Raw genomic sequence first — 25,889 nt, 5'->3', positions numbered from 1 at the left:
CTCAAAACTTTATTAGTGCCATTCCCTATTCTATCCTGCCCTTCAGGGCACTACCGATCTTATTTTCTCCTCGAAGTTTGGGAGATAGGTTGTACAGTGCCACATTAAACAGCATTTGGACAAATCCTTATCATCAAGAAAGCTTGATTTCTTGATTCTTACAGCGATTGAGGTTGATGCAATTTGCCCGTTCCCTGTACGCGCTCGAAGCTAATCGTTAGAAGGTGAAGACACCACAACCTCGATGACATTAATTTGGTACTACGACAAATAAAAAGTCACCGTACACGAGACTTTACGGGTGACTCTTTCAAACTGTTTACGTAAAAATTAAACTCTACCTAAGAATAGCATGAATAAGAACACGCTAGAGCATGGCAAATTGCCATGTTCACAGACAGGTACGGGCTTTTGCCCTGCTTCCATCTTCACATTTTCAATCGTTGGCTCCAGTAGGAGATCCCGCTGGTTCTGGGTAGCGTGGAAAGGTGAGGCGATCGGGCAGCCAGATGATTCTGGCTACACTCAATCTAAAGAATTAGCTGTATCAGCGTCGCTTAGCGCTCTTCGGCTCGAAGATGCCAAGCAACTAACTTCAAACTTTGCAGAAAAATGGCGCGGGATCTGCAACTGCCAACATTGTGATTCCACGAACTTAAAGATTGGCGTGGGCAAGGCTCATCATCTTGCCTCACTGAAATGTGGGAATTGTAATCGGTTCCTGAAGTGGGTGAGCGAAGCTCAACTACAAGTGTTGCGGGAACGGGAGGTGGGGCAATGACTGTTCCACCTTGTATAGATGAGCGCGGACAAGTGATCGATTGGTTAGTTCGCCTTCAATTACCGCCTCTTCCCGTGGCTCCAGCTAAAAATCCATACAAGTACCCCCGTGTTGTCAGCGATAAAGGCGATCGTGGAATTTGGCAGCATTGCCCGCTAACCAAAGACTTGAAGCCTAACCCTGCCTATACAGGAAAGAATCCAAGCTATCTTGATGCGGCAGGAGAGCCACACCTAGTCAGGCATCAAGACTACCAAAATCGGCTTCCTACAAAAGTGGAGTGTCAAACTTGGTTTGCTAATCCTGTCAATGGTATTGGCACACTGGGTGGGTGGCAGGATTTGGTATGGCTGGACTTTGACCGAAAGCAGTTTGACTCTCAAGATGAATGTAATCAAGCGTTTTACAGCATTCTGACAGCCCATCCTGAATTGACGGAATCTTGGTCGGAGCAAACACAAGGCGGTGGGTATCGGCTTGCTGTTCGTTGCGCTCAAAAACCCCAATTCAAAAACTTTGCTCTAGAACCTAGTGGCAGGCATCGTGGCGAGGCACAATCCACAGGAAGTTTCTCAGTGCTGGCTCCAACAATTGGCGTATCTGGCAAGCTCTACGTCAACATGCGTCGAGCTGAACCCGTGAAGATCGAAAGCCTTGAATTGATTGGCATCTATCCCAGTAGTACCCGGCAGAGCGCTCATCCAACTCCTCGTGGTCGAAGCGATCGCCCTCCCTCGCCCGTTCTCGGCTCCCTCGCCCTAGAAGAATTAGGCAACCCTAAAAGTCGTGCCATTCTGAATGGAGAAGATGCCACAGGGGATAGATCAGCGGCCCTAACCACAGCAATTCGGGAATGGCATGGTTGGCAGCAGTGGGCGCTGTCCAACAACATTTCGGTAAGCGGCAGTCCTGAAGATTTGGCACATTATGCGGGTCAAGCGCTTGGTATTGATAGCGATCGAGTTGAGCGAATTCTGAAAACTATCAGTCCTACGGATTGCCATCCTGCGGCATTGTACAAAGGCGAACAAGAAGCCTGCTGGCTGAAGATTCGCAGGCTTGATCGAGTGACGTTTGATGAGAAGTGCCCAGAGCTGCTCAAAGGCACCATCATCCAGAAGCAGAGGAAACAAAATGAGCGGCAGCCAGGAGGTGAGAGCGACAGCAGTAAAGTGGTGGCTGAGAACAACGCTAGTGAACTCAAGCAGAATAATCGCTGGTCTTGCCCTGCATCCTACAACCATGAGTTAGGTGTTTGGAAAAATATGAAGATGTTTGAGGATGAAAGTGAAATTCCAGAGCAGATGCTCAGCGCAGGGTTCAGAGCCGTTCCCAGCAAAGTCAAAGTCAAAACCAACGAGGGAACGCAAATTGTAGATGGCTATATGGTTCAGGCGTTTGAACCAAAAGCAAACTTTGATTTTCACGTCGATCGTATTTTGGAGTCGAAAGACGGCGGTGGGCTGGTGCTAACGGTTGAGAGATTGCTAGCAGAGCAAATTACTAAGAGTAGAGTGATTATTCCCTCAATCGCTCTAAACACAGTTTCTGACTGCCTGACTGCCCTTAAAAAAGGGCTGGGATGTAACATTTCATGTCTACTGAAGTTGGATGACCTACAGCGCTTGATAAATGTTCGGACTAATGAGTATTTACTCAGAGGCGGGCGCGTCTATAAGTTAATCGATCGTATTGGTCATCAGGAAGACGGCACTTGGGTGTTCGAGAATATCCAGTTCAATAGCACAGGAAAGTTGACGACCGAAGAAGAATCAGGTTGGGTATTTAATCCTTCGCTAGGGGAAGTCGAGAAAATTCCCTCTCCTAAGATTGCACCTCAGAATCCAGCGGCTCTGAAGCATTTGACGGCAGTTTGCAAAGAATTCTTTCATCCTGAAACTCTACCCTTGGTGCTTTTCAACTGCGGCTTTGCAACTGCCGTGCTGCACCGCCAGCAGATCTATCAAGAAGAGGCGTGCTTCCCTCAGTGCAGCAACTTTGGCGATGCAGGCGGTGGCAAAACCACAGCCGCTAGTGTTGCATCATCATTGGTGGGGATGTTCAACCCAATTGCCAAATTCTCTGAAAGCGTAGCCTACGAGCTTGCCAAATCGCTCAGTGGAATTGTCCTATTTTTTGATGACCCTATTAAGAAGGGAATGAAGCGAGAGGATAGAGACAAGTTAGATGATTATCTTTGGAAGCTCTATAACGGGGCGGCTCGAAAAGTCAGAGGGAACGAACAAGTACCACATACGGCTGTTTTAGTGACCACTAATCCTGCTGTAGGGGAAGATAATGCCGCTGTCGAGTCACGACTTATCAAGTTCTACTTCGCGGTGAAACCGACTAAAGGCTCCCTTTTGACACTGAGGCGGGCGATGAAGCAGGCTTCGGGAGGTATCTCTCAGCTAATCTCACTGGGTTATTCCAGGGACGATATTGCAGCACTTGAGGATCGGATAAGTAAGCAGCTCCGCTCCTCCCATGCTCGAATGAGTCGCAACTTAGCGATCGTCACACACTATACTCAGAAATTCTGTGATTTGGCAGAGGTCGAATTTGATGCGTTGCAATATTGTCTTGATTATCTTTGCCCATCCGCTGACGATGCTCATAGTGATGTGGATTCTTTAAGCGATTTTCTTGAGAAGCTCCAATCACTTAAATCTCAAACCTTGATCGGGGAATGGAATGTCACAACTATTGAACGCGAATCTGGAAAATATTTTGCTATCTGCATGACCGAGGTGTGGGAAGAATTTGCTCGAAAATTCTCAGTCAACTACTCGAAGCAATCGATCACAAGCCTCGCCAAAGAGCACGGCGGCGAGGCAAATAGACCAGCTAAGTTTGTAGGCTCAAAGTTGGAGTGGATAGAGTACCTGAAATCAGCAGCAGCTCACCAACGAGGCGAGGGCGGCAACAACCCACCAACCAAGCCGCCGAAAATAGATACCCGTAAAGCCCTGCTGATCCCATACGATTTAGTTCGCCAGATCTGGGAGGCAGGACAAAGTGACGAAGCGATTGCATCTGGCTCAAACAGTCCAAGTAGTGACGTAACCTCTTCTGAGTCGAACAAGCCTCTAAGTAACCCGGAGGAAGTTACTGAAGAAAGCTCGAAAAACCAAGTGTTTCAAACCCAAGTAACCGCAGTCACCGCAGTAACCGCAGAAAAGGTAACTCCTACACAGGAGGTCGATACTGAATCAAAGCGTGAGGTGAATTCCCGCTGGATGGCTTCTGTGCAAATGCGAACTCTGGCTCCTGGTGATCGAGTTCGCTACTCCGGGAATGTTGACTCTGACAAACAAATTTGTGGGCAGAAACCCTTAATTGTGGAGGAGATCAAGGGCAGTGAAGCAGTTGTTTCTCACCCCGACTGGACATTTGGTATACCAAGGCGATTGCTTCCCTTGTCAGATTTGGTGCTGATTAAAGCAGGGGATGTAGCATGATGACCTTTATCGACAAGCGTGAAGTCTGCGAATTCCTCAAAGTGGGAGAGCGTACCCTCGCTCGATACCGGGAGAAGCACTGGTATTTAGGCATCCACTACGTTCAACCAGTACAGAAAATCCTCTACAACAGAGAGCTAATCCTAGATTGGATGGTGAATCGGCATGATTATATTGCTCATCTCCGAGCGATTGAAGCCTATCAAGCCACTCTACCTAGCAATCAAAAACGGAAGCGCACATAACTAACTTTCAATCTGGTACGGGTAGATTCCCCGATGCCCAAATAGCCATGTTGATAGCAACTCCACAAAGAGCGATCGCATCCTCACATAGATCATATTGGTATTCAATTGGTATACCAGTACCATCAAGCGTGAAAACCCTGATTATCTCTGGTTTCTGCAGTACTAGAATCAACCTTGGTAAGGGTGAGGTCATGAGTTCAATCCTCATCACGGGCTTGGCGATTGTAGAGCGACAAATTATTTGTCGCTCTACAGGGGCACTCAAAAAATAACTCGTCCTAACTCAATTACGTAATGCGATATTGATTGTGTTGGACAAGTGGGGCAACGGCTTCCAGATACCTATTCACCTGAGACGATTCCTGGGGTCGGGGAACTGAATGAGTTGGAAACCTTTGTTGGCTCAAAAAATCAAACGTGAGTGGAGGGCAATGGCTAAACCGGGTGCCAAACCCAAACTTGATCTTGGGGATCGAGTGCTGGTTGCTCTGGAGTATTGGCGAGAGTATGGGGCATTAGTGAATCGACGGTCTGCCGGATTGTTCATTGGGTTGAAGACCACTTGACGAGGACAGAGAAATTCCGCTTAGCAGGCAAGAAACGCTTGGTGCAGGGCTTTGGTCGCCCAGAGGTCGTGCTCATAGATGTCACCGAGACTTCCATTGAACGTCCCCAGCAGCGTCAACGGTTGTTCTATTCTGGCAAGAAAAAACGGCATACGCTCAAGTGCCAAGTTCTGATTGACTCGTCTACCCAAGAGGTGATTTTCCTGTTTTTTGGCAAAGGCAGTCGGCACAATTTCAAGCTGTTTCAAGCCTCAGGGGTACGTCTACATCCTCTGACCGAAAGTTTGCAAGATAAGGGGTATCAATGCATCCAAAATTTGCATATAGCCCTACGTAATTGAGTTAGGACGAGTTATTTTTTGAGTGCCCCTATGGGGCGCGGCTCTCAAAAAATAACTCATTGGATCTAAGCGCGTAGCGCTATACCAACAGTCGGTTGCTGATTAAAAAAACCAAGGGTGGCTCTCTCAGTGCAGCAGACAAAGCCAAAAATCGCGAACTTGCGGTTGAACGGATGGGGATTGAACATGTCAATCGCCGCTTTAAGATCTTTAGAATTCTGGTTGAGCGCTATCGTAACCGTCGTCGCTATGGGCTGCGCTGTAGTTTAATTGCTAGCTTTGTACAACTTTGAATTGTCTCTGGACGCTAAATTAGCATAGTTTGCAAGAGGTCTAATTTTAATTTGTCGTGATTCACGGTAATGATTTGATTCATCACCCTACCAGGTCAGTAATGACAACCCCTTTTTTGCTCCATTTGCCCACTATTCAGGCTATTCCAATTATTGCGAACTTGCCCCATAGCGGGTTGTTCGTCCCCCAAGCAATTGCTACGCAGCTAAACCTATCTCATCTGCCTAATCAAGATTGGCATCTCGATAAGCTCTATGATTTCCTGCCAGGTCTGGGAATTACGGTGCTGCAAGCCACCCATAGCCGCTACGTCGTTGACCTCAACCGATCGCCCGAAGCGCCGCTGTTTGGGAACTTCTGGCGATCGATAGTTGCTGAAAATACTGCCTTCAACGTATCTCTGTATCAATCGCCTCCCTCTCATTCGGAAATTCAGCAGAGGGTTGAGCAATATTATCATCCCTATCATCATCAGCTTCAATGCTTGCTGAATCAATCGATCGATCAATTTGGCAAAGTTTACCTACTGGATTTGCACAGTTTCTTTGGCTTGATTGAGGATGAAATTTGCTTGGGTAATGGCAATGGTAAGACCTGCGGCGATCGCTTCATCACAATCATTGAGGATGCCTTTTGCTCAAACGGCTATCAGGTCGTTCGCAATAAAGTGTTTAGCGGTGGATACATTACCCAACACTATGGGGATCTGCCGCAAGTAGAGGCGTTGCAAGTTGAAGTTCGCTATCCGGTATATCTAAATACTAAACAACTAGATAACGCTTTTGTACCAGATTGGAACGTACCAGAGTTCGATCGGGCAAAACATCAATTTGAGGCGGTCTTTCGGCTAATAGTTGATGCCCTGCTTCAGGAGTAATCTATACCTCAATGAGTCATGTAGCTTTACGCGCTTAGATCCAAAAATAACTCATTTGGATCAAGCGCGTGCCATACCTCTATTCAGCAACGCCCATGATTCAATCTAGCTATAAATTTTGTGTTGGGAGGCGCACCTCCCAACTTGATCCTCAACTTGATCTATGTTGAGTAAGGAGCAGGTAAGAACACATTTTTCGGCAGAGCAGCATGACAGCCTCGCCGGATATCCACAACCTGCGTCACGCTGAAGTCCACAGCAACAGAAATCAGTGAGTAGGCTTCATCGGCACTCATGCTCCGTTTGGTTTGCAGGAAGCTGAGCATCTGATCTGCCGATTGGCGCATGGCTTTGTTGAGATCTTCATTAAAGCCGTGGGTAATCCAATGGGTTTCTGTTTCCATGATCGGATTGGTGATGGGAAAGTCTTTGATTACAAAGATCTGGAGATAGGCATTCATCGAAGCCTCGATCGCCGTTCCAGATAGCTCCGCGTCACCCTGCGCCATGTGGGTATCACCGACATAGAAGTTTGCCCCCCGATTGAAGACAGGATAGTACATGGTTGCCCCTGCTCCGTTTCGCCAGTTATCAATGTTGCCCCCAAAAGCACCGGGAGGAATGCTGTTGATCCGTCCACTCTCTTGGGGCGCAACCCCCATCACGCCAAAGTGCGGACGCATGGGAATCGCCACCTTGGTTTTAATCACTTCCCGCGCGCTGGCATCGGGAGCGGTGATAAATCCTGGCGTGTCGTAGACAGGCCTGCCCTTGAAGTCGTAGGCAAAGGCAGGTTCAGCCAGGTTGGCTTCGGCATCGATCTTGTAGATGGTGATCCGCTCTTTTTTGAAGCTGTCGTAGAGATAGCCCCAGTTGGCGGCAATGTTGCTGCCATAGGCGAGGCGAGGCTGGGTTTTGAGCACACGCACCATCAGCGTATCGCCCACTTCAGCTCCCCGCACGGCGATCGGTCCCGTCATGATGTGTACCCCTGGCCCGCGATCGGTCACTTTTTCGTACACGGCTCTGACCCCATCATCCATTAGCAGATCGGGCGCATCTCCGGCATGATGGGTCAACGCTTCCACATAGACAATATCCCCAGAGTCAATCGTCATTACGGGCGGCAGGTCTTTATCAAAGAAGCCCCAGAAGCAGTTTTCAGGCGTGGCTTTGAGGATGTGAATATTACCCGCATCTCGAATTGAGTCAGCAGCTTGTAAAGTTTGTGCCTTGGCTTCCTGGGGATTGCGGAGAAAGCCGATCATGTTGGTGCTGAGAGCCGTTGCTGCACCCAATGAAGCCAGAAAAGCCCGCCGCGACTGTTTGGAGAGAAACTGGGAGGGGTGATGGGCAGGATTGTCTGATTCTTCCAACTCCACTGAGTCTGATAGCTGAGCTGAGGCACCTCCTTTTGCACCGCAATGAGGGCAAGATGAAGAATGGAGATGGCTCTGCGGGTCAGAATGCTCTGGCATACTCTTTAGTCAGTGAATAAATGAATAGATTCACAGATATCGGAATCAGTGCCCATAAAATGTGCTTTGTATTACATACGGTAGACTTGCTGTCTTATAACTAGGCATATGTAGGAAATTTCAGTCTATCCACCTGAGTTGCCACACTATGTAGAGAAAATGCTACTTATCTACCTAAATTGGGTCATTATGTGGATGTCATTCCTAAATGATTACTCTCTTCGGTTGTAAAGTACGGTTGCGTGCACTAATCTTTAGGCTGGTTACAGCTCTAAAACAGTTGAGTGTGTTATTGAGAATGTCGAATTTATCAAGTATTGAAAAAAGAAAAATTGAAAAATTGCTAGAAATGGGCAGCGGCTACGTTCTTGATTTTTCAAACAGGACATTTAAAGAATTCGTTATTGAGAGTATAGATATTGATATATACGATGATAAATATGCTTACTCAAGTGGTTCTAAAGCTAATCGACTAAGGGCTTTTTGGGATCAAGAGTCGGATCACATTGTCGGGAAACTGATTTTGGATCTATTGGAGCATTGGAAAATGCAGAAGTTAATAAATGATATAGAGGCAAGTCAATTAGAGCAGGCTCTATATAATGATTGCTCCAAAGTTCCAGAGAGACTTATGCAAGCCGTGATTCAAGAAGAGCAATCATCTGAGAAGGCTATAAGCAGTATTGAAAAGGTTCAGACAATTTCCATTCTTCTCTTGTCGGCTGATCCAACTAATGCTTCCCGGCTAAGAATTGGAGAGGAGTCAAGAGAGATTCAAGAGAAACTTCAACGAGCCAGATTGCGAGAGAAATTTATACTGGCTCAAAGAACGTCCGTGCGACCGACAGATATAAGTCAAGCATTATTGGATATACAGCCACATATTGTACATTTTTCAGGTCATGGTGCAGCAAGTGGTTCGCTATGCTTTGAAAATCGATCGGGAGAAATTCATCCAATAATGCCAGACGCATTGGCAGCTCTATTTGAACAATTCACTGGTCAAGTAAATTGTGTTCTGCTGAATTCTTGCTACTCAGAAATCCAAGCAGTTGCTATTGCTAAACATATCGATTACGTTATCGGAATGAATCAGGCAATTGGTGATCATGCTGCTATAGCTTTTGCTATAGGTTTTTACCAAGCTCTAGGAGCAGGTTGTACAATTGAGAAGGCTTACAAGCTTGGGTGTGTTCAAATCAGATTGGAGAGTATTTCCGAACACTTAACGCCTATTCTTATTCGGAAAGGCAGAGGTTCAGTGTAGGAAGCAGCATAATGGCAGCGAATATTATTGGTTGAGGCGCAAAAGTTAGCTGTTGAGTAACGGGATTGAAAAAGCAACCTCCTGAGTTCAGAGGTTTCAGGAACCTGTCAGGGAGAAAATATCTTAAGACGGCTTCTAACTTAACTTACTCCATCAACCAGTCAAATAGCTCTTCTACCGTGAGATTAAAGTCTTTGGCAAATTCTGGGGCTGGCAACCGCATTCCCAGTTCGTCATAAACAGCAGTGGGGTGATGCGGTAGATAAACAAAAACAGATTGTTCATCTGGATCAATCAGCCATCCCATTTGAGTTCCATGCTTGAGACAATGCAGAATATTTTTGGTAACTTTAGTTTGGCTCTGGTCGGGTGAAAGAATTTCGATCGCCCAGTCTGGAGCCACTGAAAAAACGTTAGAGACTCCACCATTCTCCTTGCGTGGAATTCTACTCCAGAGAAACACAGCAATATCAGGTACAGTTGAGCGTCCACCAAAAGTACAGCGTAGCTCTGTAAAAGCTCGTGCAACCTGCTTGGGTTTTATGACTCGGTTGATTGCAGGCGCTAATTCAGTTTGAATTGCGCTATGTTCTCCTTGTGGCATTGGTTTCTGGATGATCACCCCATCAATGTACTCACTGGCGGGTTCTGTCTCTGGCAACTGTAAAAACTCTTCTAGCGCAAGGGATTTAGGAGGAGTCTGTACCATTTTGAGATTCTCTTAAGAGGAGCATTAGGCTCGTTACCCTGACTGCTATTCTACAGAAAACGAATCGGCAACATCGCGAATGGAAACAGCCGATCGCCTCATCCCGCTTGATGAGTTCTGCAATGACCTCATCTTGCTGCTCTATATGTTGGTAGAGTACGAGTGCTGGTAGAGTGCGAGAGCAAGGTCGCTTTGAGGAGAAGGCATGAGAGTTGCAGGTCCTGTGATGGCATCCGATCAAAAGGCGACGCGGCAAATTCCTACTCTGCGGCGTTTCTTGGGCTATCTGCGACCCTACCGCAAAGAAATTCCGATCGCCCTCACCTTAGTCACAATCGGTGCAGCATCCCAGGCGATCGGGCCTTTCCTCTTAGGCTGGTCAATTGACCATGTGATCGCTCAGGGAAATTTGCAGGGACTATGGCAGCTCTTGGGCGGACTAGCGCTCATCTATTTTGCCGGAGTTTGGGCAATCCGAGGACAGATTTTGCGCGTCGGCTGGATTATGCAGCGAGTTTTGGCGCAGCTTAGACAAGATATTTTTGCCAAAATTCAGAGCTTGCCCCTTAGCTTTTTTGATCGCAGTGAAGCGGGAGACTTGATGAGTCGGCTGCTGAACGATGTCAATACCGTCAATCAGGCATTTGGACAGACGATCGCTCAAATGCTGGGTAACGCCTTCAGTTTAGTGGGCATTGTGATTGCCATGCTGGCGATTAATTTGCAGTTGGGTCTACTCAGCAATTTAGCTGTACCGCTGATGATTTTCACCACAGGGCTATTTGCACGCTGGGCAAGAGCCAGATTTCGCGTGACTCGCAAGACGATCGGCAAGCTGTCAGCAAAGCTGGAAGAAGATATTACCAGCGTTCGGGAGGCTCAGGCATTCAATCGCGTGCAGATGAACATCGAAGAATTCGACAGCCTCAATGCCGCTAACCGAGATGCTAACGTGCAGGCAGTCGCCATTACGGCTGCTTTCTTGCCCTCGATCGATTTTCTCAACACTCTGGCAACTGCGGGGGTGCTAGCGTATGGTGGCTATCTTGCCGTTACAGGAGCTGTTACGGTTGGTGTGGTCACATCCTTCTTACTCTATGTTCAGCAGTTCTTTCGCCCCATTCAGATTCTCAGTCAGTTTTACACGCAGGCACAATCTGCCTTCGCTGGATTAGAGCGGATCTTTCAGCTATTAGACGAGCCGTCGGCGCTCAAAGACGCGGCAAATGCTCCGGAAATGCCTTTGATTCAGGGCGAAGTCACTTTCGAGAACGTCGAGTTTGGCTATACATCTGGGCAGCTTGTGTTGAAAGGCGTGAATCTGTGTGCCCAGCCAGGTCAGATGGTGGCGCTAGTGGGGCCGACAGGAGCCGGGAAAAGTACGATTATCAATTTGATTCTGCGGTTTTATGACGTGTCGGGAGGAGCAGTCAAAATTGACGGCATCGATGTGCGTCGCGTCACGCAGAACAGCTTGCGCCGTCAGATTGGCATTGTGCTGCAAGACAATATTTTGTTTAGCGGCACTGTTGCTGAAAATATTGCCTTTGGTTTACCGAACTCCAGCCAAGCCGAAATTGAGGCAGCGGCTCAGCTAGCAAATGTGCATGAGTTCATCACCTCCCTGCCACAGGGCTATGCAACGCAGCTAGGCGAACGGGGTGCCCCCCTCAGCCAAGGACAACGGCAGTTGGTCAGCATTGCTAGGGCTGTGCTGGTTGATCCGCACATTCTGATTCTGGATGAGGCGACTAGCAGCATCGATACTCGCACAGAGGCACTGGTACAGTCAGCGATCGCCCGTCTGTTGCAAGGTCGGACTAGCTTTGTGATTGCCCATCGCCTCAGCACAGTCGCTCAAGCCGATCAGGTCTTGGTGATCCAGCAGGGACAAATTGCAGAACAAGGCACCCATGCTGAGCTGATGGCTCAAGAGGGAGTCTATGCTAATCTCTATGCGCTACAGCTCGGTACAGCCGTCGCAGCACCTTGAATCTTCAAATTCGTGCCTTAGGATCAAAAATTAATTAACCTGTAATAGTTTTTTGAAAGTGTCGCGCTCCGCGCGACACTTTCAAAAAACTATTGGATTTTGTTTTGTACATGATCCTTAGTGTTCTGGTTTACTGGCAGTCTCTCCATATCGGACAACCCAGGGTCGCAGTCTTTCAACCAACTGAGCGACGATCGCCCGATCGCCCTCACTCCAAACTCGCGGATGGGCAAAAACACAGGGCTGCAAAATCCCGTACAGCATCTCATTCTGGCAAATATGGGCGTGAACTAAAGCGCGATGCCCAAAATTTCTCTCAAAGTTGAGGTTCAAAACCTCTGGTGCGGCAGTTTCCACATCTTCCACAAAGATAGAAGGATCCGATCGCAAAGCGGCTGCAAACATCGGATCATCCTTTTCCCAAGGATCTTCCGGCTGCCAAGTCTTGGTGCCAACATCCGGAAATTGCGAACTGCGTCGCCAGCAAAAAATGCGATACAGCCGCTGAGTTGGATTTCGTACCTGAAGGAAACAGCGATCGGTTTGCAGCGCCTCACAGATTTCAGGTAAAAGCGCTGTGAAGACTGCTTCTGGCTGGCTATGGGTTGCGAAAATCTTTTCTAAATCTGGGGATAACATTGCTTCTGTTCTAGAACAAACTCCAGAGCAGACAAATCATCCCATATTTCGTGTGTGGCGGTACTCCTAAAATGCAGTGCTAGTTGGCAAGATTTTCATCAACGGATTCAATGCCGTCCATTGATCGGCGATCGCTATGTTACTTGAGCGTTGAACCAAAATGACATCATTATTTTGTAAACGTGGATTGGTGACATCATTTGCGCCCTGAGCCACGTCTATGGCAATAGCCCGACGGACGATCGTGCCGTTGGCATTGAGCCGAATCAGATCTGCTTTTTGGGCTTGGCGATTAAAACCACCTGATGCCATGATCGCCTGATTCGCCAGAGCGTTAGGCGGCAGTTCTAACACACCCGGCTTATTCACTTCACCGACTACGCTCACCTGAATGCGATCGAGCGCTTCGGAGCTTAATGCGCTGCCTTCTACCGCCAGATCAGCGGCTCTAGGAATGGCGATCGTATCCCCCGATTGCAGCGCCAAATCTTGGTCTAAGTCTCCCGTCTGCAAAACCTGCCACAGATCAACGGTCAAGATAGCACCCGCTCGACGTACTTGAATCTGGCGAATGTTTGCGGTAGCAGTAACGCCACCTGCCATCTGAATAGCTTGAATCAGCGTAGGCTTGTTGTCAGTCCCCACAAGGCTGTAGCCTCCGGGACGAGAAACTTCACCCATCACCGCTACGCTGACTCCTGGACTCGACCGATTAGAATCCGCAGAGACAGAAGCATTAGCATCCGCAAGATTTGGCTGCATAGCCTCAGCCGCAAGAACGGCTGCCTGAAGCATCGGTTGAGCAATTTCTGAACGGAGCGAGGTTCCGCCCTCATTAGTAGCCGCCACAGGCGCATCACTTGCAGGCACATCACTTGCAGGTGCGTCACTCATGGGCACATTACCTACAGGTTGCGGAGAGGGAGATGGAAAGGCTGCAACTGCCGTTTGATCCGGTTGCGCAGTAGAAGTCGCGATCGACGGATTGCTTTGCCCTGCGCTTTGCTCTCCATTCGTTACTTGCCCTGCCGTGACCTGCCCTGACTCCAACGGCTGACTTTGAGATGCCACCAAGGTTGCTAGAGGAGCCACTCTTCCCTGCTCAGCCAGCGCTTGATAGACAACTTTCGCAGCTTCAGCGCGGGTCATGCCGGGGCGAAGACGGACTGCGTCTGAGCTAATTGCCTCATCGGGGAAGGCACGTTGCACCATGCCCACAAACTGATCCTGTGTAATGGGTGCATCAGGGCGGAAGGTGCCGTCTGCGAAGCCTTGGACAATGTTGGCGTTGAGCAACGCCGCGACGATCGGCTGTGACCAGTGATCTTGCACATCGGCTATATCTGCTACGACAGGCTGAGATCCGACAGGCTGAGGTGAGGCAAGGCTGGCGGTGGCGGCAGGACTAGCGCCATTGCCTAAACTAGCAAGCGCTGGGTTGGTTGCTCCAAGTTGGCTCGGAGTCGCTGCCATTAGTCCGGGCTGGCGGGTAGCAGATGCTGTAGGCAGGGTGGGCATCTGGGTAACCATGCCAAGGCTAGCAGGCGGCTTCCAGGTCGATTGCGGTACAATCGCAGGTGCCAAATTCAGACGTGGCAAGACGGCTTGAGTCCGAGGCAGAGGCAGATATCGGCGAGAGTTTAACGTGGGTACGCTTCCCAAAGAAGTCTTAATGCGAGTTGATTCCGGCTTGAGGGTTTCAGGACGATTGCCCTGGGTGGCTAGCTGAGTTGCCGCCAGTGCAGACGCAGCTCCATCTCTAGCAGCCTCTTCCTTAGCAGAGGTACTTGTCTCTGAGTCTAAATCAGGGAGAGAATTGGGCTGACTAATCAAATTATTCTGTTCGCAGGCGGTCAGACCGGCCAAAGCGCAGAGGGCAATTGCGGAAGTGCGGATAGAGCTGGTTTGCATAGCCAGAATCAGTAAAGTATAGTGCAAGAAAAGCGGTTGAAATTGAATCTATTGAGGATTCACTCATCGCTATCTAGGTAGATCATCAAGACTAATCACTGATACCTGTTTTTTCATACCAATCCGGAATAAGTCGTCTGAAGTTTGCTTCACAAGCGCTTTACAGTCTCTTCACTGAGCTTGTGAAAAGCATTTGATCCGCGTCTCTTAATCCTCGCGAGGGCTTGCCAATCAGGATGCCTATTTGCAAGAAGAATGGCAAGATAAACCTTGCGCGATCGCCTTTCATCACCAGTTTTAATAGTCTTTATTTAATGGTCTAGGGTAATGATTGTTTGTTATGGGGGCAAAGCTCTTACAGCAAACAATCACGACCTGAATACCACTACCTTAGATTTTTGGAGGGGCGATCGGCAGAAGCGTCTCTTCGACATCAACCTTATATTTCAGTAAGGTAGAAGCAATTCCTAAATGCTCTAGGATACAAACGGCGTTCTTTTTACTTGCATTCTTCAGCCCTAGCTCTCATGACTCTGCCTAAATTCCAGCCCTCGCATACTCATACGGCTCCTCACCAAAAATCGTATCGGTGGCGGCTATTTGTCGGGTTACAAGTCCGACTCAAAGTTTGGTTAAGCGAGAAGAATTTTAGCGGCGCTGACCTCGGCGGCATTGATCTAAGTCGGGCAGATCTCATTGGCACACTCATCCTCTGGGCAAATTTTTTCTGGTCTATTCTGCTCTGGACTTCTCTTCCTGAAGCGGGTGCAGTGGGCGTTATCCTCATCTGGGCAAATCTGCTCTGGACAATTTTAGTTTGGATTAATTTACGAGAGGCGAGTTTCCATTACTCTGATTTGCGCACAGGTAGCCTCAGAAATACTGTTCTAGTGGGTGTTGCGCTAATTTGGGCGATCTGGGTTTGGGCAATTTTAATTGGTTCGCGTACCAATGGCAGCCTGATTATTTGGCTCAATCCCAATGTTGCCTTTATTCTCTGGGCGGTTCTTAGTCGAGTTGATTTGAGTGATGCCAATTTGAGCGGAACTCGCCTCAGTCAGGCTAACCTCAGTCGCGCTGACTTCCGCGATGCCAACCTCACCAGCGCCGATTTGCAAAACAGCGATTTGCGCGGCTGTATCCTGCGGGGAGCTAATCTTAGCCATGTTGATTTTAGAGGGGCAAATTTGCGCGATACCGATCTGCGGGAAGCCATTTTACGAGGCGCAAACTTGAGTCAGGTTGATTTAAGCAATGTGGATTTGAACGGCGCAGATTTACGAGAAGCCTTGCTAGAAGGGGCTAACCTGAGTGCTGCTGACCTCAGATGGGCAAAGCTGAGTCGGGCTAATTTAGGCGGTGCCAATTTGAGCTGGGCAAACCTCAGCGGGGCAAGGCTCAACGGCGCCAATCTGCGGGGAGCTGATTTAGATGGTGCCGACTTTCGAGAGGCGACCTTAAACGGGGTTAATGTCAGCCAGGTTGATTTCAGCGTCGTACTGGTGAAGGGGGCAAAGTTTGGCAATAATCTAGGCTTGACCCTGGGCGATCGCAGCAACCTCAAAGCCAGAGGCGCTATCTTAGACGATTTTCCAGGCTCTAGCCTCCGAAGTCGATGAAAGTGCATTGTTGAGCCTCTGGGTTATACCTCTGGGCGCTCTGGGAATACTAGACCCTAACCTTTCGACACGGGTACTATTAGGACTGTGACGCACGCAACTGAGACTATGGCTTACGCAGTAAAGACCGTTTTGGACACTTGGCTCAAGATCAGCACGGCTCAAGGTTCGGCATTACCGGATAGCCAGAAACAATTTGTGAGCGCAGGCACAACTTTACCCATGTCAGGCTTTGAGTTAGTGGGAACTGATCATATCAAGTTCACTTTGGGAGCTGATGCCCAAGGCAAACAGATATTTTTCAAGGGTCGCAATACTTGGTATGTCTATCTTTCAGCGGTTCAGCTCCTCAGAAACGGACAGCCGATCGCAGCACCAAAACCTGCGCCAGTCTATACCGTTCAGACGGTGCTGGATACCTGGCTAAAAGTCAGTGCGGTACAAGGCTCAGCTCTGTCGAGCGAGCAAAAGCAGCTGGTGAGCGCTGGTAAAGTTCTGCCCCTGTCTAGCTATGACTGGGTCGAGAATGACCACATTAAGCTGACCTTTGGCTTAGATGCTCAAGGCAAACAGATATTTTTCAAGGGTCGCAATACCTGGTATGTCTATCGTCCTGCGGTACGCATCCTCAAAGATGGAAAGGCGATCGCCCTCAGCAATCCCGCTCCAGCATCGGGTCAAATTAATGCCAAGGGCTTAAACCTACTGAAGTCTTTTGAAGGGCTGGTGCTAGAGGCCTACATTGATGCGGTTGGCGTACTAACGATCGGCTATGGCACTACCACAGGGGTATCGCCCGGAATGCGAATTACTGAAGCCCAAGCTGAAAGCTTTTTGAAGCGCGATCTGACAAGATTTGAAAATGCCGTCAGGAAGTTAGTCAAAGTTCCGCTCAATGAAGATCAGTTCTCGGCATTGGTATCATTTACGTACAATGTCGGCGAAGGGGCACTGGGCGGATCAACGCTGTTGAGTTTGCTCAATCGGGGTGATTTTCAGGGCGCTGCCGATCAGCTTCTGCGGTGGAATAGGGGCGATCGAGGCGAATTGCCAGGTCTTACTCGGCGCAGACGGGCTGAGCGGGCACTGTTCCTAGGGCAAGATTTTACTGCGTTTTTGTAGTGCTCTAGTTTGCATGATCTAGTTTATAACCCCTAAAAAGTCCATTTGTGAGGATTTAGCTCAGAGAGTTTGACGGGTAAATGCCCGACTGCGCTGAGAAATTCTAGGGCATCAATTTTGCCTTCTTCGAGCAAGTCACGCAAAATTTGACTGATAGCCACACAGGCGGATTCTAGTTGCTCTCGATCGCGTTCATTTTGGTTCACTTTGACGTGACCTCCCTATTGATGCGAGTCTTTACTTATCTTCACAGAGTAAGTGTGAGCTGATCGGGAAAGAATTGCCATCACCCGATGGGAGAGTCTGATCGGGTGATGCGATCGATAAACCTAAAGCCAACTTCTATCTACTGAACTTATCTACTGAGCATGAGGCTGTTGGTAGAGGGCGGATTCAATGCGACTGAGGCGATCGAGGATTTCTCGCTGGTAGTTATTTTCAGGATCGGCGGTTTGGCGCTCCACGGTCAGGCTACCGCTCGTCTCCAGAATTGCCGCTTTCACATCCGCCAGATCTTCAAACCCTTGGCGGCGTAAATTTGTCCGTAGTTCAGCCTCTGTAATCACTTCTCGGTCTAGATTTTCATGAAGGATGCGACCATTATTTACCAACAGCGTTGATTTTCCTTCAACGAGATGCTCAATTTTAGGATACCGATAGGCCAACCGGACAACAGCATAGTTGGTGATCAGCAGAGCCGTTGCGCCAATCAGCCCTCCCGAAACTGAGTTGTCGTCCCCAATGATGGCGTTTTGGACGGCATTTGAGAGCATCAATAACACCACTAGATCAAAGCCCGTCATCTGTCCGAGTTCTCGCTTACCACCAAGCCGTAGTGCAATCAGCAGGAAAAAATAGACCAGTATGGGACGAATTATCTTTTCTAAAACTGAGACATTGGATATCCATAAATCATGAAAAAGCCCCATTGCCCTATTGTCCTCAAAGAAAATTCTGCATTTCAGAGTTCGGTAGTGGTACTTAGGTAAGGATTTTTAGTGGCGTGGGCTTTGCCCACGCCACTAAAAATCCTTACCTCTTAAGGACTACCCAGATTTCAATTGTGGCATTGCTCAATCTGTTTATTTCTTGGAGCCGCATCTCTGGGATAGCTGACCAATGGGTTGACTGACCCATACTCCTCTCAACTCTTTCTCCCGCTCTAGGAAAGAAGTTGAGAGGAGCGCAATTCTAAAGCACTATCTACCGATGGGGGCAGTGGACTCGCCAACATCAGATTTTTCACGGAGGGACTGGATTGCCTTAATTGCGGTCAAAACACGTTCGATTAGCTCTGCATTGGAACCCTGGTGCCGAAAAAGAAGCCTAGTCTCATTGAGCAACAAATCAGTTGGCAGAAGATCTGTGGCATCCTCTTGAGATGAAAGCGTTTCAGAGAAGAGCTGAAGTTGCTGAGGCATAGAATTTTTGAGGATAGGGCTGACAATAGAACAATTGTACTATAAATTGTTGATTAACAGCGTCAGCTATCGACTCTCAACAGAAAAACCCCTAGGAATAAATCCACTAGGAGCTTTTGGCTTTTGGAACCGCTGAAATTTTAGAGGTTAGGGTGACTAAACTCGATATCCTGGAACGCGAGTGCGGTAGTCAGCTTCAGTACCCGTCACCGATACGGCGATCGCCTCAAAGGACTCGGAATTCCAGTTACGCTCATGAATGGGCTTAGATTGCTCACCTAGAAAATAGACTTGAGTGCCCACGATAGCGACAGCAACCCAACCCACTACAAACAGAGACGCAAGAATAAACATTGTCATAGTAAGTACCTCTTAACCTTATCTGTGTAATCTTTGCTTCTTTGAAAAGCAGATTCAAAGCCCTTCCGCTTCTCTCTGAAAATTCCCAGTTGGAGAGTTGTAAACTGGGTTTCTCAAGAAGGTGCGGAGGGTCTGACGCTTTCCTTAACCTTATGTAAAGAAACATAACATTAACTGTTACAAAACCGCAACAATTGTTGCAGTGTTTTTTTAAGAATGCTAGAGAATGTCCTTTCCAGGAGTCTTAAGTCACTTAGCTCATGGCTCAACTTCAACGCTTAGTTGTCGCCCCAGAACAGATTTTGGCTCAGCAGATTACCTTAACGCTTCCCCAGCAGCATTACTTGGGACGTGTGCTGAGACTGCGATCGGGCGATCGATTCATTGCCATAAACGGCTTTGGGCAGGGCTGGCTAGCGGCTCTGACTGCCGATGTCTCAACTGTAGAAATTCTGGAACCCATTCAAGCCCAGACCGAGCTGCCTATTTCTGTAACATTGCTCATGGCGCTGCCCAAAAACGGGATGGATGACGTCGTGCGGCAAGCCACCGAGCTTGGAGTCGATCGCATTGTGCCGATTTTGAGCGATCGTACGGTTCTCAAGCCCAGTCCTCAAAAACTCGATCGCTGGCAGCGCATCGCTCAAGAAGCCGCCGAGCAGTGTGAACGGCTGATCGTTCCGGAGATTCAGTCGCCTCAGGCTTGGGGGGAAGCTTTGCAAATTTGGAACGCGCAGCACTCGATTTGTTACCTCTGCGCAGAGCGGGGAGCGCGATCGCATTTGCTGACCTGTTTGGAAGTCGGGAGTCGGGAGTCGGCAACTGCGTCTGCTATCACGATCGCTACAGGCTGTGAGGGCGGCTGGACGGAGGCAGAAATTGAGGCAGCGATCGCGGTAGGCTATCAGCCTGTCTCTCTGGGGGCAAGAATTTTACGCGCGGTCACGGCTCCTTTGGCAGCGCTGACGCTGATTGCTTCCGTATTTGAATCAGCATCCGAATCAGCCTATGGCAACCGCCTTGGCGGTTAGGGGCGCGAAGCACCCCACCCTAAATGTCCTAAGCAAACTGGCGACAGCTATACAAATCAACGCCAAACCTTTCCAAGCCTCCTGAGTCTGGGTAAAGTAAGTCTAAACAAAAGGTATGGATCGCAAAGATCTGAAGTCCAAAATATGATTGACCAGGTTGCCGCTGCTTTCGATCGCCAGGATTACAAAACTGCTGCCCAGCTCTTGAAACAACTTCGCCAGCAGTCTCCAGACAATGTGTGGGTCAGACTGTATATCGCGCGGCTTCAGGAAGTTTCGGGTAAGTGGGAAGCCGCGACGATCGCCTATCGTCAGCTTTTGCAGGAAACGACCAATCCCAAAGTCTCGGCTCAGGCGCGCGAGGGGCTTCAGCGAATTGAGACTGAGGTCAAGACGCAGCGGCAGGAAGCGATCGCCCAAGCCACTGCCGATCCGGCTAGTGCTGGGGTCGGGTTTCTGGTTTTGGAGCCGATCGCGGCAGAAGCTAAGGCAGAGGCGGCTCAAAGTTTTGCCCAGATCATGAAGCTCGATGCCTACATGGCGCGAATGATTTTGCCCAGTCGCGGCTGGCGACTTTATCGGACGGGTGCTCTCGGAGAATTGGGGCTATATGGTCAAGAGCTGCAAAAGGCTAACATTCCTGCGTTTTGGGTTTCGCTGGCAGATATCCAAAAAATTCGGGTGTTTCGAGTGCAGTATTTTCAGGCAGCTTCGCCCCAGCCAACTGTTCTTTGCAAAAATGAAACCGATCAACTCGGCTCTCTCACCTTTGCTTGGTCAGAAGTAGCGAATCGGGTTGAGGGGCTACTGCCCATTTTTGAAGATGTCGTGGATGTGGGCATTCGCAACAAGCTAACCCACCGCGAAGAAACCCAAGATTACGCCCAGGTTGTCGATCTGCATCTGCCCCAGCGAAACTGCATTTTGCGATTTTGCGATCGTGCCTATCAGTTTCAAAACGGAGTGGTGTTTGATGCCAGTCAAGATGGCGAACTCTCGGCTATTCAAGCAACTTTGCGGATTCGCTGGAACCAACTCACCGACTTTTTGAAAGAGCGATCGACGACGATGCCCATTCAGTCAGACTTTACGCCCTTTGCTGAGACAGCACTAGAACATCTGGATCTCGTCAAAGATTTCCCTGCCCATATCGATTTGTTTCGCAAAGCCCCGACTCATTGGGACACGGCTTTTCAGCTCTATAGCGGGCTGGTTTTTGAGCGATCGCTCTAGATTCTCTCCAGTCACAGTTCAAATCGTTTATTTTTGAGCGGTGCGCAGAGCGCACCGCTCAAAAATAAACAGCGAATCTAAAACATTTCTAAAACCCATCTTTCCAGGAGTTGCAGGTGTTAGCGAGTTTACTCAATTCTGTCTGGGCGGGGCTGAGCAAGATTCTAGGTCTTTTAGTTTCGATCGATCCCGCCATTCGTGCCCCTCTGGCGATCGCGCTCGGAGCGGTTCCAGGGGCGCTGTGTCGCTATTACCTCAATCTCTGGTTCACCCGCTGGCTAGGAGCTGGCTTTCCCTTCGGCACTTTTTTGATCAACCTGACGGGGGCGCTAGCCATGGGATTCTTTGTCACCCTGACGCTGGAGCGAGCGATCGCCTCTCCCGATTTGCGTCTGCTCATTGCCGTGGGCTTTTTGGGTTCCTACACGACCTTTTCGACCTATGCCCTGGATACGGACACACTGTTTCGTAACGGCACCTTTGGATATGGATTGTTCTATTGGGCTGGCAGCGCTGTTTTGGGCGTGATTAGCTTAGAAGTTGGCAGTTTTCTGGCAAAGCGGCTGTCCTGAATTGCACAAATCACATAGAAAAGAGGCATGGAGTTCCATGCCTCTGCAAAATTCGATCGCCCTAGACTCAGTAGATCTCAAACCAATGCTCACGCTAAAAATACCTGTGTCTGATCCCCCTAGATCCCCCTTTTAAAGGGGGTACTTTGAGTTCTGAAGCCCCCTTTTAAAGGAGGTTGGGGGGATCAATTGTGAGCTTTGCAATCTACTGAGACTTACTTGCGAGGATTAACCTGCTTCGCCATGTCTTTGAACATGTTGAGGCTAGGACCTGGACGACGGCGTGGCGTGTTAGCTTGCATCAAATAGTCTGTTGCAAAATTCACCACGGCAGGTTCGGGCTTAGGTGCAGCCTTGGGCGCAGGAGCCGCCTTGGGTTCAGCCGCAGCGCTAGGTGAAGCGGCTGAATCACCAGCCTTAGATTTTTTAGATTTCTTTTGCTTGGGTTCGACAGACTTAGCCTCCCTCGGACTAAGCTCAGGGACAGGCTCAGCCAACACAGCAGCGGCAGGCTTCACGGCCTCAGCTTCTGTATGCGCCTGTATCTCTTCAGAGGAAAGCGGCTCTGCTTCCAGAAAATATTCAGATTTTTTACCAATGCCCAAACGTTTGAGAATCATGATTGCGATCGCCCCCAACCGGATACTTTTATAAAATCAAAAAACAGCGAGTCAAAAACATAGCAAGCTCAGCGAAAATTCTCTGTGCCCAAGTCGTCTAAGTCGTCTCAGAGCAGAGAGAACCACAAACAGCCCTGCATCTGAGCCTATCACGAGTTGAGTGTCGCAAACTGACTCAGCTACTGACTCAGCTCAAGACCACCCTAAAGTGAGCCAAACCCCTTCTTTTTCTTGTCTTTTTTCTTTTTCTTAGAAGAGACTGGAGTCTGATGACCGCGCCATCCTGGAGGGGGAGCGTTGCGTCCACCACCCATTGCCGGAGCGCCACCGCCAAACAGGTCGCCTAGACCGCCCATGCCGCCCCCCATACCCGGAAAATTGCCTTGCCCCATCTGCTGCATCATTGTCCGCATTTTTTGAAAATCGGACACGAGTTTGCTGACATCATCTAGCTTGTAGCCCGCTCCACTCGCGATACGCTTACGGCGGCTAGGAGAGCTAGAGAGCAAGTCAGGGTTGCGCCGCTCTTCCAAAGTCATGGAGTTAATCATCGCCTCGACCCGCTTCATTTGGGATTCGCCCTGCTGAAGCTGTTCTTCAGAAATTTTGTTGCCCATGCCGGGAATCAGCTTAACGATCCCCGCCAGTGATCCCATGTTTTTCATCAGGCGAGTTTGTTTCAGGAAGTCGGTAAAGTCAAACTTTGCCGTGAGGATTTTCTCCTGAAGCTCCTCTGCCTGGGACAAATCGACCTCTTCTTGCGCTTTTTCTACCAGCGTCAAGACATCGCCCATGCCCAGAATTCGGGATGCCATGCGATCGGGATAGAAAGGCTGCAATGCCTCCACTTTTTCGCCTACGCCAATAAACTTGATAGGCTGTCCCGAAATTCGCCGCACCGAGAGCGCTGCACCGCCGCGCGTGTCGCCATCCATTTTGGTGAGGATGGCTCCTGTAATGCCGATCTGCTCATGGAACGTGCGCGTTAGGTTGGCGGCTTCTTGCCCCGTCATGGCATCCACCACCAGTAAGACCTCGTGGGGCTGAACGGCAGCTTTGACCTGCGCCAGCTCTGACATCATGGTCTGGTCGATTTGTAGCCGCCCTGCCGTGTCAATAATCACGGTATCGATGCCGTCGGCTTTGGCTTTTGCAACGCCCTGTCGGGCAATTTCTACGGGGTCAGCGTCTTTACCCAGCTCAAACACAGGCACATTAATTTGTTTGCCTAGGGTGATTAGCTGGTCGATCGCTGCCGGACGATAAACGTCTGTAGCAACGAGTAGGGTCGTGCGATCGAGCTTACGCAAATGTAATGCCAGTTTTGCCGTGGCGGTGGTTTTTCCCGTCCCTTGCAGACCTGCCATTAGCACCACGGTGGGAGCCGTCGCGGCATTTGCCAGAGGAACATTGGTTTCCCCCATCACCGCCATCAGCTCGTCATAGACAATTTTGATAAATTGCTGGCTAGGGTTAACCCCCGAAATCACCTCGGCACCCAGCGCCTTTGTTTGCACCTCTGCAACAAAATCTTTGACCACCTGGAGGTTGACATCTGCCTCCAGCAAGGCACGACGTACTTCTCGCAGAGCTTCCTGAACGTTCGATTCTGAGATTTTGTTTTGTCCTCGAAGCTGTTTCCAGGCAGAGTCGAGGCGATCGGCAAGGGCATCAAACATAGGATCTTTTCTCTAAACGCATTCTGGGGCAGCCGCAGCTTTTCTTTAAGAGCCAAAGACTTTTGAGAGCCAAGGACTTTTGAGAGCCAAAGACTACAGTAGCCGAGTAATTATTATAGGGCTGCTTCCCTCTACCATCTTACGATCGGGGCTAAGGGATGCGTATTTTTATTCAGCCCGCTTTACAAAAATAGGGAGATTGTCGTTTCGCAAGAAACGACAATCTCCCTCAGCTAGCTAAATTAGATTCAGCAGTCGCCCCGAACGGTTGAAAGCGATAAGCCTAGAAGCAATAAGGCTAGAAGCGGTAAGCCGCACCTGCCTGGATCGCAACAGCCACATCGTTATTGTTTTCAAACGCATCTAGACCGACTTTGACATCGCTGTACAGGGTGATGTGACGCTGTACAGCCGTCTCTACACCTGCCGTCAGCACGAAAGCATCTTTGTTGCCCAGCGGAGAGGTTGCATTCTCGTCAGTGACGAAGGAGTAGCCGCCGCCCACATAGAGGTTGGTGTTGGGAGCGATCGCCGCATCATAGGTAATGGTGGGCACGATCGCTGTGCTTTCACCCGTGATTAGAGCCGCGCCTCGGAAGGAAACGGGAGCCTCTGAGGAGTTGAGCCGCACCTGCACGTTGCCGCCCACAGTAGCGTCGTTGGTCACACCAGCAGAAACACCGCCGCCGATGTAGCTACCCGACATGCCGTTAGGAGCAGTTTGAGCGGATGCAGAACCTGCCATGATCAAGGGAGAAGCAACCAAAACGGAAAAAGCAGAAACCACAGCAGCTTTTAGAGAGAATTTCATCAGGAACTTCCTTTGTGTGTCGTTGAAGGGAATAGAAACTAGGCGATTAAGATCAGAGTTTTAGGTTGACGATCGCTTTTTCTCATTGCTTAAACTTGAATAGAAGCAGAATGAAACTAGCGTGCTCGATCGGCATTCAAACTCAGTTAATTTCAACTATCTTTCAGCTACAAAATCCTGATTGTGCCATCCGCTTAATTTGCTTAATTCACGGCGGGATGGGCGATCGAGATTAGTGATAAATGAAGCTTTGCGATTAGAAGTTGTTGACTTAAATGAAAGGCTTGAATGCGATACGTTCAACTCTGTTCTTCTAGTTATAGCTTGAGTAAAAAGGGTCTAACCTGGTAATGGTCTGTTCATGAACTGTCACAGATTTAGGAACTTAATGGCGGTAATTTCGTGAAGAGTTTTAAGTGACATAGCTAGTTCACACTAAGTTCATATCAATCTTTCAAAAGACATATCTAGTTCCTAAAAAATAGCTTGAGTGTGGTTATTGACATGGCTCTGTCTACAGCAATTCCAAATTCAGATTTTGACAGGTGGTAAGGGCAAGCAGGAGAATCAGGAGACTTCCAAAAGAGAAACTTGATGGAGCCAATGAAGCTGAGTTTTGGGGCGTTGATTGCCTACCTGAATCGGGGGATTATTGCGATGAAAGACCCACGCCAAGCGAGTAACGCGACTCAATACAGCCTCAAGGATGCAGTCTTAGCCGCTTTTTCAGTGTTTTTCATGCAAAGCGAATCGTTTCTAGAGTATCAACGGCATCTGGAGAGCCATCACGGCACCAGCAATGCTCAGAGCTTGTTTGGCATGATACGGGTACCCACTGTGCCGCAAATCCGCAATA

Annotated in this window: 22 protein-coding genes and 3 pseudogenes; 14 read left to right on the top strand and 11 right to left on the bottom strand. The window is 49.0% G+C overall.

All coding sequences use genetic code 11. The annotated features are described in order from the left end of the window. The first annotated feature begins 777 nt into the window (after positions 1-777). The 5 genes and pseudogenes from AC5JMP_RS19780 to AC5JMP_RS19760 all read left to right on the top strand — a co-directional run bounded on the left by AC5JMP_RS19780 (position 778) and on the right by AC5JMP_RS19760 (position 6,568). Positions 778-4,242 carry a bifunctional DNA primase/polymerase gene (locus AC5JMP_RS19780; protein ID WP_495853203.1) on the top strand — a complete coding sequence of 1,155 codons (3,465 nt, stop codon included), beginning with the start codon at positions 778-780 and terminating at the stop codon, positions 4,240-4,242. Continuing rightward, positions 4,239-4,487 (top strand): helix-turn-helix domain-containing protein, encoded by a 249-nt coding sequence (locus AC5JMP_RS19775; protein ID WP_495853202.1) that lies wholly within the window; start codon positions 4,239-4,241, stop codon positions 4,485-4,487. Before AC5JMP_RS19780 ends, AC5JMP_RS19775 begins: the two co-directional genes overlap by 4 nt. 313 nt (positions 4,488-4,800) lie before the next feature. Further along, a pseudogene (locus tag AC5JMP_RS19770) lies at positions 4,801-4,899 on the top strand (IS1 family transposase); the annotation flags it as partial. Further along, a pseudogene (locus AC5JMP_RS19765) lies at positions 4,895-5,718 on the top strand (transposase family protein); the annotation flags it as partial. The pseudogenes AC5JMP_RS19770 and AC5JMP_RS19765, both read left to right, overlap by 5 nt. Positions 5,719-5,791: 73 nt before the next feature. Beyond that, positions 5,792-6,568: an N-formylglutamate amidohydrolase gene (locus AC5JMP_RS19760; protein ID WP_495853201.1), complete on the top strand. Its 777-nt coding sequence runs from the start codon at positions 5,792-5,794 to the stop codon at positions 6,566-6,568. A gap of 161 nt (positions 6,569-6,729) precedes the next feature. On the opposite strand, the gene AC5JMP_RS19755 is transcribed toward AC5JMP_RS19760, so the two are convergent. After that, on the bottom strand, positions 6,730-8,046 hold the full coding sequence (locus AC5JMP_RS19755; RefSeq protein WP_495853200.1) for an acetamidase/formamidase family protein: 1,317 nt from the start codon (positions 8,044-8,046) through the stop codon (positions 6,730-6,732). 208 nt (positions 8,047-8,254) lie between these two features. On the opposite strand from AC5JMP_RS19755, the gene AC5JMP_RS19750 reads away from it, so the two are divergent. Continuing rightward, a complete protein-coding gene (locus AC5JMP_RS19750) occupies positions 8,255-9,313 on the top strand; it encodes a CHAT domain-containing protein (protein ID WP_495853199.1) in 1,059 nt (352 codons plus the stop codon). A 145-nt stretch (positions 9,314-9,458) separates the two neighbouring features. On the opposite strand, the gene AC5JMP_RS19745 is transcribed toward AC5JMP_RS19750, so the two are convergent. Beyond that, on the bottom strand, positions 9,459-10,022 hold the full coding sequence (locus tag AC5JMP_RS19745) for a Uma2 family endonuclease (protein WP_495853198.1): 564 nt from the start codon (positions 10,020-10,022) through the stop codon (positions 9,459-9,461). 205 nt (positions 10,023-10,227) lie between these two features. Between AC5JMP_RS19745 and AC5JMP_RS19740 the strand changes: the two genes are divergently transcribed. Next, the gene (locus tag AC5JMP_RS19740) at positions 10,228-12,015 is read left to right on the top strand and encodes an ABC transporter ATP-binding protein (RefSeq protein ID WP_495853197.1); all 1,788 of its coding nucleotides are present in this window, start codon (positions 10,228-10,230) and stop codon (positions 12,013-12,015) included. A 117-nt stretch (positions 12,016-12,132) separates the two neighbouring features. Here AC5JMP_RS19740 and AC5JMP_RS19735 read toward each other — a convergent pair whose 3' ends face one another. Beyond that, a complete protein-coding gene (locus AC5JMP_RS19735; RefSeq protein ID WP_495853196.1) occupies positions 12,133-12,654 on the bottom strand; it encodes a GAF domain-containing protein in 522 nt (173 codons plus the stop codon). A 66-nt stretch (positions 12,655-12,720) separates the two neighbouring features. Next, positions 12,721-14,565: an SLBB domain-containing protein gene (locus tag AC5JMP_RS19730; protein ID WP_495853195.1), complete on the bottom strand. Its 1,845-nt coding sequence runs from the start codon at positions 14,563-14,565 to the stop codon at positions 12,721-12,723. A gap of 527 nt (positions 14,566-15,092) precedes the next feature. On the opposite strand from AC5JMP_RS19730, the gene AC5JMP_RS19725 reads away from it, so the two are divergent. Both AC5JMP_RS19725 and AC5JMP_RS19720 read left to right on the top strand, forming a co-directional pair. After that, positions 15,093-16,184, top strand: a complete 1,092-nt coding sequence (locus tag AC5JMP_RS19725; RefSeq protein ID WP_495853194.1) for a pentapeptide repeat-containing protein — start codon at positions 15,093-15,095, stop codon at positions 16,182-16,184. A gap of 108 nt (positions 16,185-16,292) precedes the next feature. Beyond that, complete coding sequence (locus AC5JMP_RS19720; RefSeq protein ID WP_495853193.1) at positions 16,293-17,306, top strand: lysozyme; 1,014 nt, start codon at positions 16,293-16,295, stop codon at positions 17,304-17,306. 32 nt (positions 17,307-17,338) lie between these two features. Here AC5JMP_RS19720 and AC5JMP_RS19715 read toward each other — a convergent pair whose 3' ends face one another. From AC5JMP_RS19715 to AC5JMP_RS19700, 4 genes are all read right to left on the bottom strand, one after another. Next, a complete protein-coding gene (locus AC5JMP_RS19715; protein ID WP_495853192.1) occupies positions 17,339-17,512 on the bottom strand; it encodes a hypothetical protein in 174 nt (57 codons plus the stop codon). 153 nt (positions 17,513-17,665) lie between these two features. Then, the gene (locus tag AC5JMP_RS19710) at positions 17,666-18,235 is read right to left on the bottom strand and encodes a DUF421 domain-containing protein (protein WP_495853191.1); all 570 of its coding nucleotides are present in this window, start codon (positions 18,233-18,235) and stop codon (positions 17,666-17,668) included. A 270-nt stretch (positions 18,236-18,505) separates the two neighbouring features. Next, positions 18,506-18,727, bottom strand: coding sequence for a hypothetical protein (locus AC5JMP_RS19705; RefSeq protein ID WP_495853190.1), 222 nt, complete (start codon positions 18,725-18,727; stop codon positions 18,506-18,508). 156 nt (positions 18,728-18,883) lie between these two features. After that, the gene (locus tag AC5JMP_RS19700) at positions 18,884-19,081 is read right to left on the bottom strand and encodes a photosystem II protein, Psb35-related (RefSeq protein ID WP_495853204.1); all 198 of its coding nucleotides are present in this window, start codon (positions 19,079-19,081) and stop codon (positions 18,884-18,886) included. Positions 19,082-19,347: 266 nt separating this feature from the next. On the opposite strand from AC5JMP_RS19700, the gene AC5JMP_RS19695 reads away from it, so the two are divergent. From AC5JMP_RS19695 to crcB, 3 genes are all read left to right on the top strand, one after another. After that, the gene (locus AC5JMP_RS19695) at positions 19,348-20,118 is read left to right on the top strand and encodes a 16S rRNA (uracil(1498)-N(3))-methyltransferase (protein ID WP_495853189.1); all 771 of its coding nucleotides are present in this window, start codon (positions 19,348-19,350) and stop codon (positions 20,116-20,118) included. 144 nt (positions 20,119-20,262) lie between these two features. Continuing rightward, a complete protein-coding gene (locus AC5JMP_RS19690; RefSeq protein WP_495853188.1) occupies positions 20,263-21,351 on the top strand; it encodes a tetratricopeptide repeat protein in 1,089 nt (362 codons plus the stop codon). A 116-nt stretch (positions 21,352-21,467) separates the two neighbouring features. Then, entirely contained in the window at positions 21,468-21,923 is a 456-nt protein-coding gene (gene crcB, locus AC5JMP_RS19685; protein WP_495853187.1) for a fluoride efflux transporter CrcB, read from the top strand. A gap of 215 nt (positions 21,924-22,138) precedes the next feature. Here the strand turns inward: crcB and AC5JMP_RS19680 are convergent, their stop codons facing one another. The 3 genes from AC5JMP_RS19680 to AC5JMP_RS19670 all read right to left on the bottom strand — a co-directional run bounded on the left by AC5JMP_RS19680 (position 22,139) and on the right by AC5JMP_RS19670 (position 25,033). After that, on the bottom strand, positions 22,139-22,543 hold the full coding sequence (locus AC5JMP_RS19680; protein WP_495853186.1) for a hypothetical protein: 405 nt from the start codon (positions 22,541-22,543) through the stop codon (positions 22,139-22,141). Positions 22,544-22,746: 203 nt separating this feature from the next. Then, positions 22,747-24,222, bottom strand: coding sequence for a signal recognition particle protein (gene ffh / locus AC5JMP_RS19675; protein WP_495853185.1), 1,476 nt, complete (start codon positions 24,220-24,222; stop codon positions 22,747-22,749). 298 nt (positions 24,223-24,520) lie between these two features. After that, on the bottom strand, positions 24,521-25,033 hold the full coding sequence (locus AC5JMP_RS19670) for an outer membrane beta-barrel protein (RefSeq protein WP_495853184.1): 513 nt from the start codon (positions 25,031-25,033) through the stop codon (positions 24,521-24,523). A 110-nt stretch (positions 25,034-25,143) separates the two neighbouring features. Here AC5JMP_RS19670 and AC5JMP_RS19665 point away from each other — a divergent pair, with 110 nt between their 5' ends. Beyond that, entirely contained in the window at positions 25,144-25,269 is a 126-nt protein-coding gene (locus AC5JMP_RS19665) for a hypothetical protein (protein WP_495853183.1), read from the top strand. Between the two features lie 358 nt (positions 25,270-25,627). Continuing rightward, positions 25,628-25,889, top strand: a pseudogene (locus tag AC5JMP_RS19660) (ISNCY family transposase); the annotation flags it as partial.

This window comes from Drouetiella sp. (assembly GCF_059504425.1).
Note: the sequence above shows the minus strand (reverse complement) of the source record. Positions and strands in the feature narration are given on the sequence as shown.